At 62.2% G+C, this 10,763-nt stretch carries 6 protein-coding genes; 2 read left to right on the top strand and 4 right to left on the bottom strand.

Translation table 11 applies throughout. The features are described from left to right. Together AMA01_RS11650 and AMA01_RS11645 are read left to right on the top strand one after the other, a co-directional pair. Nucleotides 1-1,194 (top strand): helix-turn-helix transcriptional regulator (locus AMA01_RS11650; RefSeq protein ID WP_156468452.1); only part of this gene is annotated, 1,194 nt, incomplete at its 5' end. Between the two features lie 3 nt (nt 1,195-1,197). Next, a complete protein-coding gene (locus tag AMA01_RS11645; RefSeq protein WP_067851155.1) occupies nt 1,198-2,094 on the top strand; it encodes an SDR family oxidoreductase in 897 nt (298 codons plus the stop codon). 43 nt (nt 2,095-2,137) lie between these two features. On the opposite strand, the gene AMA01_RS11640 is transcribed toward AMA01_RS11645, so the two are convergent. The 4 genes from AMA01_RS11640 to AMA01_RS11620 all read right to left on the bottom strand — a co-directional run bounded on the left by AMA01_RS11640 (nt 2,138) and on the right by AMA01_RS11620 (nt 10,609). Continuing rightward, on the bottom strand, nt 2,138-4,519 hold the full coding sequence (locus tag AMA01_RS11640; protein WP_067851168.1) for a peptidoglycan-binding protein: 2,382 nt from the start codon (nt 4,517-4,519) through the stop codon (nt 2,138-2,140). Between the two features lie 17 nt (nt 4,520-4,536). After that, on the bottom strand, nt 4,537-5,973 hold the full coding sequence (locus AMA01_RS11635; RefSeq protein ID WP_067851153.1) for a hypothetical protein: 1,437 nt from the start codon (nt 5,971-5,973) through the stop codon (nt 4,537-4,539). Beyond that, a complete protein-coding gene (locus tag AMA01_RS14100) occupies nt 5,960-8,857 on the bottom strand; it encodes an amino acid permease (protein WP_082744171.1) in 2,898 nt (965 codons plus the stop codon). The genes AMA01_RS11635 and AMA01_RS14100 overlap by 14 nt, the downstream gene beginning before the upstream one ends. 276 nt (nt 8,858-9,133) lie before the next feature. Continuing rightward, nucleotides 9,134-10,609, bottom strand: coding sequence for a sigma-54 interaction domain-containing protein (locus AMA01_RS11620; protein ID WP_067851151.1), 1,476 nt, complete (start codon nt 10,607-10,609; stop codon nt 9,134-9,136). Nucleotides 10,610-10,763 lie beyond the last annotated feature (154 nt).

Below are 10,763 nucleotides of genomic sequence, written 5' to 3'. Positions count from 1 at the left end.
ATTGCGCCTACCGGTCACTCCAGTGCGGCCATAAAAGAGCTCGCAACTTTAGTGTGCAGTCGCAAGGATGGAATGGCTTGTCCTGCCGTCGTGCTCTTTCGGTATTTTGAACGGTTTGTGGTTGTGCAAGAGGAAGGACAGTTCGTGGTGCTAGGGCCGGGGGCTGCTCATCACATCACGCGGTCGGAAGTCGAGCGCGCTGTGCAAGACGGGCTCCATGCCACGCTCTCACGGGACTCTTTCATCGAATACGCTGCTGCGTTGCCTTCCATGTCTCACGAGCGCTGGATGGCCGCTGCACGACTGCTTGAACGCATCATCTCTCGACATCCTGAGTATTCCAATCATCATGTGTCGATCGTGTGGCTCAGTCCCTGGGAATGCGAGGCCTTACAACGCAGCGATATGATCATGCACGAACCGTGGCCAGATGAGTCCTGGTTTGAGGCGCACGGCTGCCAATTCACACCGAGGCATGACCCCGACATCGAGCAACAACTATTTACGTTTATCCGAGAGGGTGACGAAGAGGGACTTGTCTCGTTTCGTCAACAACTGCGGGATCGGCGCGATGGTATCGGTACGCTTGCAAAACGCAGTGAAATTCGGAACCGAAAGAACCTCGGGATCTGTTCAATTACACTGGCGACGAGAATAGCAGTCTCTGAAGGTATGGACATCGAGACCGCCTACAGTATGAGTGATGCGTGGATCCAATCGTTGGAGGAATGCACTTCGGTCGCGGAGGTGGAAAAGACGATCGACCGAGCCCTCGCGTCGTTTGCCCGCGCCGTATACACCATCCGCCGAGCAAGCTACAGCCAACCGGTTCGTCAAGCGCTTTCTTTTATGAGAAAGCATGTCGCATCTCCCATCCGTATCGCGGACGTGGCATCGCACGTGGGTGTGCACCCTCGTCACTTATCCCAACGGTTCAAGCAGGAAACCGGCCAGACGTTGTACCAGGCTCTATCCGCGCTACGAATGGCCCGCGCCATCGAATTGCTGACAAACACGCAGATGAGCATTGGAGACATCGCATCAGCCTTGCAATACGCAGATCAAAGCCATTTCACACGCCGCTTTCGCCAATTTATGGGCGTTACGCCACTCCAGTTCCGCTTGCAAGGCATATCCGCGCTGAATGCGTACCAACCTACGGATGTCCGAGAGCGACTTTTGAAAGGAGAGTGACCCATGCCCACCACCGTTGCCCCACCCCAAGCGGGGCAAGCGCCGTCGTATCCGACGTCGTTTCCGCCGCAGCATCAAGATCGCCAGCCTGGCGTCGAGTCGCAGATGAACCCGCGCCCATTCTTCGATCACCCCGAGTACCGCGGCGCGGGCAAGCTGAAGGACAAGGTGGCACTCATCACGGGCGGCGACAGTGGCATCGGCCGCGCGGTGGCCGTCGCGTTTGCCAAGGAGGGCGCGGACGTCGTCATCGCGTATCGAGACGAAGAATCGGACGCCGCGGAGACGGTGCAGCATGTCCAGCGGCACGGACGCCGCGCGCAGCAGTTGGCGTTTGACGTTTCCAACAAGGCCGAATGCGATCGCGTCGTGCAGCAGGCCATCGCGGAATTCGGCAAAGTTGACATCCTAGTCAACAACGCGGCCCGCCAGCATCCGCAGCCGAGCATTCTCGACATCACGCCGGAACAGTTGCAGATGACGTTCGCAACGAACGTCTTCGGCTACTTCTACATGATTCAGGCCGCGCTTCCGCACATGAAGCCGGGGGCGTGTATCATCAACACCGCGTCGATCACGGCCTACCGCGGCCACGAGACCCTCATCGACTACGCAGCCACGAAGGGCGCCATCGTGACCCTGACGAGATCGCTCGCGCTCTCACTGGCGAAACAGGGCATCCGCGTGAACGCCGTCGCGCCTGGCCCTGTGTGGACGCCGCTGATTCCGGCGAGTTTTGCGGCGGCTGAGGTGGCCAAATTTGGCTCCGACACGCCCATGGGGCGCGCAGGCCAGCCCGCGGAACTGGCGCCCGCGTACGTATTCCTCGCGTCGGCGGACTCCTCATACATGACCGGGCAGGTCCTGCACGTCAATGGCGGCGAGATCGTCAACGGGTGATGAAGCGCAAGGCGCCGCCCATCGAAGGCGGCGCCTTGTGTCATCAGCTTTGGGGCACCAGGCTGACCGTGCCGTTGGCGGGAATGACGGCGGTCAACAGGGTGTCGGCCGCGTAGCCGTTGGAGACCACCGGATCTTGGGCGGCAATTTGGATGGTGTACACGCCGCCCGAGGGCTGCGCGGAATTGGCGACCACCCAGTCGCCGCTGTGCAGGTTCAGCAACACCTTGGACAAATCTCCCACCTGATAGACGGGAATGGTCGTCGCTGTCCCCGCCGGGTTCTGGACAATGACCCGATACACGTTGGTCAACTTGATATACTGCGAGTCCACCCAGCCATAGCCCACCACATGATACCAGGGGACCACGTACGGCCCCGCCATGCCTTCGGCAATCTGGTCGATCTTCACCGTCGTGCCCGCGGGAATCAAATTCGCATTCGACTGCGAAGGCTGAATGTACTGGACCCACATGCTGAACGTCCAGATGCCATTCGGGTTCGACATGCCCATGACCTGTGACTGGAACTTTTCCACCGCCGCTTGCGTCAGCGGACCGAACTGGCCGTCGACGGTGAGCCCCGCATTGATGGTTTGGTTCAGAAACCGCTGGATTTCGGCGACAGGTTGCCCAAAACTGCCGACCGAGAGCTGGCCGAAGAACTGCTGATTCTCGCCCTGCGCGATGCTCGGGTAGTACGGGACGCCGTTGTTCGGGTAATACGGATCCTGTTGCGTAACGCCCTGCGCCCCGTTCATATAGTACACCGGCTCCGCCGTGGACTTCGGCGCCGGCGGGTTGTTGGATGGCGAGTACTGCACGTAGGCACTCACGCTCGAGCCGACCGACGTCGCGAACTGTTTCATGACGGCCGCAATACCGCTTGCCCATGTCTGAGCCGTGGCATAGTTCACGTTCATGCCGTTCAACGTCGGGGAGACGTACAGGCTCGCGCCTGGCGTGAGATAGTTGGTCCGCACCGTCCACGCTTCAAAGCGAATGGCGTAGTCGTCACTCGGGAAGACGCCGGCATCCGGTCCGGGGTTCGAGTCGTACGCGCCATAGCCGAACAAGTTGTTCTTCTGCAGCGCGATTTGGCTCTGTCCCCAGGCACTCTCCAGAATGGCGTGCGAGACCAAGTAGTTGGCATCGACGCTGTACAGGTTCTGCGCATCCATGAACGAGTTGCCGAGCCCATTCAGCGGTGAACTGTTCTGGAGCAAGAACTGATTAATGCTCTGCGCGTTGATATTGGATGGCGCAGGATAGCGGAGATCCACGTTGGTGAACGACAATCCGCTCGATCCGCCCGTCGAGTTGCCGGTGGAATTCCCCGTCGAGTTGCCGGTGCCGTTCGATGTGGCATTGCCGGTGGAATTCGAGGTACTGTTTCCAACCGAGTTTCCCGTCGAATTGCCCAGTCCCGCGGCGTTACCCGTGGAGTTGGCGGGCCCTGTGGTATTGGTGACGTTGGTCACAGTGTTGCCGCCAGGCACCGCGCCGGTCCCATTTCCGGTGCTGTTGCCTGTCGAGTTGCCCGTGCCGTTGTCCGCGCCCGAGCCACCCGAACCCGTGGAATTGGAGGACGGATCGCCCGTTTCAATCACAACCGGAGCTGGCTTCATATCCCACTGGGTGCCCTGCCACGTGGAGGCGACACCCATGCGCTGCAGGGCGTTCATCACGTACCAGACGGGCATGAACGTCGTGAGCTTGCCGGAGGCCGGGTCTGGATACACGATGGCAGGAACATTGGCCACGACCGTCTGGCCGATGGCGATGGCCGCGCTGCCTGGACCGTAGGAGATTTTGCCGTAGTCGACAACTTGGCCTGACGGCGGCGTGAGCGTCCAGACGCCGTTGGACCACGTGCTCGCGACGCCGGCACGGGCGAGCGCCTGCATGACGTACCAAATGGGCATGTAGGCAGTGCCTTGGTAGGTGAACCCGATGGGTTTGGAGATGAGTTGCCCATTCCAGACAATCCGCTTCCATTCAACGTGTTGAACCAGGGCGCTCTGCCTGGGTAAAACCGACATCACCTGGCGATAATCCGACACAGCTTTGGCCAGAGCCCCCCATGTCATGGGCCCGACAATCCCGTCCACGCCAAGCCCCTCGGCCTGTTGAAAGGCTTTGACCTGTGTCTGCGTCGTGGCGTCGAAGACGCCGGTGGCTTGTCCGACGTCATACCCGAGTGCATTCAGCGCATTTTGCAAGACTTGAACATAGGCGCCCGTGGAGCCGTAGCTCAACATGGGGTACGACTGTACGCCCGCGAGGGTGAGGGCCGCCACGGGCACGTTGAGCGACGACGCCGATGCGCTCGGCGTACTCGAGGTCTCTGCCAGCGCAGGCACAGGCGACGTTAAAAGCACCGTGGCTGGCAGCGCCATGACCGCGAGCAGGCGATGCGTCTTCACAACGATGACCTCCATTCTCATGGTTGCAAGTGCAGGGAAGCGACAGACGACACGATGGCAGGAGGCAGGTTGGGCGATACGATGTTCACCCGCTCGACCGAGGGCCCGGACGCGCCGGGGCTCACTTCCAATGCTCCAAGCGCGACGGTCCCGCCCAAGGACGGCATCATCTGGTTCCACGTGACCATGAGCCCATCCGGGGGGATTTTCACGACAAGCCGACCATGCGCCGGGATGGATAGGTCGCGGGTGTCGAGGGACGGCGCTGACATCCATGCGCCGCCCGGCTTGGTCTGATACGACACCGGGCCGATGGCAGACACCGAGGCAAACCCGTATCCGCTCGGGGCGGTTGGCAACGTCAGCATCCAGGTTTGGCCACTCCGCGTGACGACAAGTTGGTCGAAAAACTGATAGGTTGATGAGATAGCGGCCTGCGCGTCGGCCGTGGACGCAAACAGCGGTTGTCCGCCGCCAGATAGGAAGGTGGCCTGATACTCGTCCGCCGGCGGATACCACAGCCGCCAGGTGTTTGCAGCCGTTTCGACATCACCTTGCAGACATTCGTGCAAATTCGACGCCAACGTGTCCAATTCCTGCGCTGTCATGTCCGAAGCTGGATCCCAGTTCTCTGGAATCAGCCCAATGGCGCTCGCCCACGCCGTGGGCGATCCCCCAGGCTGATAAGCCGCATCCTGCGTCGAGATACCAAGCGCGTTCCACAGAATCTGAGCGGTCTCACCCCAGGTGATGGGCTGAAACGCCCCGGACGACGTGGGCGCAGGCGGTTGGTACCAGCCTGCGCGGATGGCGGCCTGCGTCACGCCCCAGGCTGGGGAAGCGGTCAGCAGATCCGCGTAGGGGCTCGATCCGGCCGACGCCGTCGGCAAGCCGAGATCGGAAGCCAAGGCGGCGAGCACGTTCCACACCGCCACCTCGCCGTTCGGCAGCGGCTGCGGCACAGCCGATGCGTCAAGGCCCAGTTGATTGCCGTTCATCGTCGCCTGAATCCCGAGCCGCGCAAGAATTTCCTCCGCGTTCGCCACAGGTAGGAACACTTCGGCCGACGTGGCCCCTGGCGGCGTGGCGATGACCGTGGGCACGCGTTCCACCACTTGGCCGTCCATCACCACCACTGCGCCACCTTTCTCGGACGGGCCCGGCGTCTCGTCAACGGGCACCGACACCGGCGCCGAGATGGAGAACTGACCCTTCGACCACGAGGCGGAAAAACCGAGTTGGTTCAGCGCCTGCATGAGATCCCAAAGCGCAATGTCCGTCTGAGTGCCCTGGACAAGCGCAGGCACGGACATGGCTGCCGACGTCCCGATGGTCACCCGTAGGGTCGTAAAGCCAGCATGGCCCTTCGTCAGCGCCGCGGCCTGGGTCGTCCAAGGTATGGAAAGGACGCTCGCGCACAGTGGCGCGGCGACCCACGCATTACGAACCGCCACGAATGCCCACCCCCGCAATGAAGCTCGCCGTCGTGTCGTACGCGACCCGGGCTTGTCCCGTCGATCGCGCCGAGGTCAACAACAGCTTGGATCCGTCGTAGTAGACGTGCGAAGCCTGATTGGTGCCAAAACCATACGCCGAAAGCTGCGCCAGCGAGCTGTCGTAGAGCGCCTGGTCCTGCTGGCTGATGCCTGTGAGTTCCACCTCGACGCCCATGCCGTACTGGGATGCGGTCTGCGCGGCATTCACCATGCGCTCGAGATACGCCTGCGAACCCTGCTCGACGAAATTCGGCTGAATCCATGCGGCGGAGAAGCCGAGGCTCTTCCAGTCGGCGATGCCCGCCGCCCCGTAAAACGGGATCCAGAACAGGGGAAGGTGATGGGCCGCAGCCAGCTGAGAGGCGAATTGCACGTAGGCCGCTTCACCCGGCATGGTGTCGCGGAACTGCTCCTCGTTCCAGTACAGGCCGACGAGCTGCAGATTGCTGAATCCCGCGCGGTTCCAGGCAGCGAGCAGTTGCTGCACATACCACGTTTCAGCGCTTTCGCGGGATGATAAGGCGTCGGGATCGCCCGGAGAACCTCCGAAGTTCACGGTCGATCCGCCGATGGTTCCGAACGTAGCCTGGCCGTACGCGAAATAGGGCAGCGAGAGTACGACGCGCTCCTTGTAACCGGGCCGGTGCAACGCCTGATTGACATAGCCCACCGCTTCGTTGAGCGCGGAAAGCTGCTTGTCCGGAGCGAACAAATCCTGCAGATACGCGGAGAGACCCGCCTGCGTCGTGGGCACGGAACCATAGGGAAGAAAGAGCATCGTGTCGAATAAAGGCGCCGTGATCTGACCACTTTCGGTCACGTAAGCGAGCATCGGCACGAAGTCCTGTTCGCTCCATGTGCCAAGCGAACCGTTGGCGCCCGTCTCGACGAGCAACATGTTTCGGATGCCATAGGCATTCGGCGCTGTTGGAAGAAGAGGCCCGAGCGGCTTGTCTGGGTTGGTCGCGACGGGCGTCAGCGCGCTGACAGGCGCACCTTTGACGTTCAAGAATCCCTTGACGTCAAAGCCATCCAAAAAGACCCACACGTCGACCGGGACGATGATTCGAACGGCCGACGCCTCCAAGCCACTTGGAGACGACCATGTGAAAGTCTGGGCCATCACGTTGCGCGTGCTCAGCGGATATGCGGAAGCTTCGCGCCCGGCGCTGTACCATTTTCCATTCGACTCAAACTGAAATTCGACATAGCGCGGGAAGTAGATACCGAGAGGAAAATCTTGAAGTGCTCGGACCGAGATCGAGACAATATCGGCAGATTTGGGCAGTGTGAGCGTGATGACGCGCTTGCCCTGGTGGCTGAAGCCTCGCCACGTGGACAGCGAAGTGATATCTCCTGGATATCTGGCCTCCTCCGCCGCAAATACCGGATCCGGCACGCCGTCTACGGACACAGAAACTTGCCCCATTCCCGTCAGGTCCTGCGGAGCACCGGATGGCACGGTCTGCGCGTGAAGCTGCACCTGCGAGTAGCCCAACAACACGAGCACAATGATGGGAACGCCGGCGTAAATGGCGACCCGCTGGCCCGGGATAAAGAGCAGGCTGACCGCGATGGCGAGGTTCAGCACCACGCCGAGAATTGGCACCACCGGGTAACCGGGCGTGCGGTACGCGAGCTTCGACACATCGCCGCCGTCGCGCACGTACTTGCGCCGGAAGCCGATCTGCGAAGCGCAAATGATGGCCCACGACAGCACGGCGATGAGCCCAATGCCGGAGACAATCCACAGGTACAGCGTATTCGGCGAGACGTCGTACAACCACAGGGACAGCGTGCCGACGACGAGCGTCACGATGACCGACCACACCGGCACCTTCTGCTTGGAGAGGTGCGTCAAAAACCGCGGCGCCATGCCGTCCAGCGCCATGGACCAGAGCAGCCGCGACGAGGCGTACGTCCAGGACGATCCGGCCGACAGCGCCGACGTGATCACGATGAGGTCCATGATGAGGTGCGCGGACGGAATCCCCGCGACTTGGAAGATGGTCGCGAACGGGCTGTCGTTTACGCCCGCCTTCTGCCAAGGAATGATGCCGACGAGAACGATCATCGAGATGACGTAGAACAGAAGGATGCGCACGCTCGTGGTTCGCACGGCCCTCGGCACCGACTTCGCCGGGTCCTTGCTCTCGCCCGCGGCAATGCCGATGAGCTCAGTGCCGCTGTACGCGAAGCTGACGGGCACGAGTGCGAGGAACACGGCACCGAGCCCATGCGGGAAGAGCCCACCCTGCCCCATGTAGTTGTGCAATCCAATCGCCGGGTGACCCGTGAGGCCGAACAGCGCAAGCACGCCCGCGACGCACGCCGCGATGATACCGATGACCTTGATGCTCGCAAACCAGAATTCGCTCTCGCCGTACACTCCGACCCGCGTAAGGTTGAGGGCGAGATAGATGGCAGCGAAAATCGCGTACCAGACCACGTCCGGCACGTGCGGCAGATACTGATGAATGATGATGTCCGCGGCAATCCACTCGCCGCCGATGGTGAACGCGCCGTTCAACCAATACAGCCAGGCGCTCAAAAAGCCAATGGATGGACTGATAAATTCCTGCGCGTACGTCTTGAACGATCCCGCCACCGGCATGGCCGTCGCCAGTTCGCCGAGGCACATCATGACGATGGCCACGATCACGCCGCCGAGCACGTACGCCAGCACGGCACCGCCCGGCCCTGCCTGATTCACCGTGTAGCCGGAGCTCAGGAACAGCCCCGTCCCGATGACCCCTCCGATGGAAATCATGAACATGTGGCGCGCCTGCATCCCACGGCGCAGCTTCGATTCTTTCTCCAAAATGTCGTCCAACTGCTTCATGCGCGACGTCGTCTCTCCTCGTCTGGCTCGCGACAACGCTTACACGTGCGGCCGCGGCGTGTTTGACTCCCGTAGTGTAGCAAATCTTGTGCCAAGCGCGCGACGCCCCTGATGTTGCACGCCGTCTTGCCTGACGCTCGGGTTCGGCAAGCATGGAGGCGCCACACGGGTACCACGTCAGGGTGCCATCCTGTTTGGCAGTGCCCATCTGCTTTGCAGGCGGAACAAGCGCTTGCTTCGATGCAAACGGCCCACACTGTTCTGCATGTGCATGCATCAGGAGCGGTACTGAGCTGGATCCACGCCCACCTCGCGCAGCCAGTACTGCAGGTTCTGGCGGGACATGCAGAGCCTTCGCGCCGCCTCCGAGACATTCCCGTTCGTCTCTTCAAGCGCCGCCTGCAGCAACGTGCGCACATGATCTCGAATGAGCTGGTGAAACGACGTCCGCTCCTGCGAGGTGCCACCCAACCCGCGGCCTGGTACGTCACTTTGCGGCGGATGGGCAGCGGCATTGCCGCTCACTTCGGGGGCGCTCGCCGCGCTCCCCACCATCTCGCCGAGCGCCTGTTCCAGTCTGCGGCGCACGTGCCCCGGCAGATGCTGAAACCCTATCTTCGCCTCATCCTCCATGAGGTTCATGGCGCCTTCAATCACGTGCTCCAGCTCGCGCACGTTGCCAGGCCAGTCGTACGCCATGAACGCCTCCATGAGCTTCGGCTCGCAGCCTTCCGCGCGGAGCCCGAACGCGCCGTTCAACCGGCGGATGAAATGCGAGACAAGCGGCGGAATGTCCTCGCGGCGGGATCGCAGAGGGGGCACCGTGAGCGTCACGACACTCAGGCGATAAAACAGGTCCGGGCGAAGCCGGCCTTCGCGGATGGCCCGCCCCGGCTCCTCGTTCATCGTGGCGAGGATACGCACATCCACGGGGCGATCCTTCAGATCTCCCACGCGGCGCACCACGCGCTCCTGGAGCACGCGCAGCAACTTGGCCTGGAGCGGCGCCGACATGGCGTTCAGCTCGTCCAGAAGAAGCGTGCCCCCGTTTGCCTGCTCGATGAGCCCCGGCCGATCCACCGCGCCCGTGAACGCCCCGCGCGCTGTGCCAAACAAGATGCCCTCGACGAGCGTGTCCGGAATGGCGGCGAGATTCTGCGACACAAATGGCCCTTCGCGCCTCGGACTGGCCGCATGGATGCCCTGCGCCAGAAGCTCCTTGCCCGTGCCCGTCTCGCCGACGATGAGCACCGACGAGTCCGTACGCGCGGCGCGCCGCGCCTGTTCCAAGACCTCGCGCATCGCGAGGCTCTCCGCGATGATGGACGCGAACGTGTAGCGCACGCCCGCCTGGCCAAACGCCGTGCTCCTCAACTGCTCGACGCTCGTCACATCGCGGGCGATCTCGACCGCGCCCACAATCCTCCCGCCGGCAAGCACGGGAAACGTCCGATTCACGGTGGTGATGGCCTGCCCGCGCCGGTTGAAGTAGGTCTGGCGCACGTCGTCGCGCCGCACGCCGCGCCGCACGGCTTCAAGCAGCGTGCTCCCCGCGGCGTCCGGAAACGAGAACACGTCGTCGATCCGCCTGCCCATCACGTCCTCCCGCGCCATCGCCTCGATGTCCGCCATCTTGCGGTTGTAAAACACGGTGACGCCCGCCGCATCCACCACGTGCACGCCCTCGTCCAGGGCATCGAGCGCCGCCTCCAACAAGCTGCGGCGGGCATCCGCGTCATCCGGCAACTGCATGGACCGCCTCCTCTCCGCATGTTCCAGCCTCGCTTGCATCAATATACAAAGAGCCATTTCGCGCCTGCCGGGATCGGCATGCAAGCCTAGTTTGCAGCCCAAGGTCGAAAAGCGCAAGGCCCGCTTTCGCATGCCCTGCTGCACCGATGGCCCT

It is taken from the genome of Alicyclobacillus mali NBRC 102425 (assembly GCF_001570745.1).
GTDB classification, from domain to species: domain Bacteria; phylum Bacillota; class Bacilli; order Alicyclobacillales; family Alicyclobacillaceae; genus Alicyclobacillus; species Alicyclobacillus mali.
This window is presented reverse-complemented; position numbering and strand designations above follow the sequence as displayed.

Bases quoted from the DNA above. Each gene is read 5' to 3' on its own strand.
- AMA01_RS11620 (WP_067851151.1), bottom strand. From the start codon at position 10,609: ATGCAGTTGCCGGATGACGCGGATGCCCGCCGCAGCTTGTTGGAGGCG.
- AMA01_RS11645 (WP_067851155.1), top strand. From the start codon at position 1,198: ATGCCCACCACCGTTGCCCCACCCCAAGCGGGGCAAGCGCCGTCGTAT.
- AMA01_RS14100 (WP_082744171.1), bottom strand. From the start codon at position 8,857: ATGAAGCAGTTGGACGACATTTTGGAGAAAGAATCGAAGCTGCGCCGT.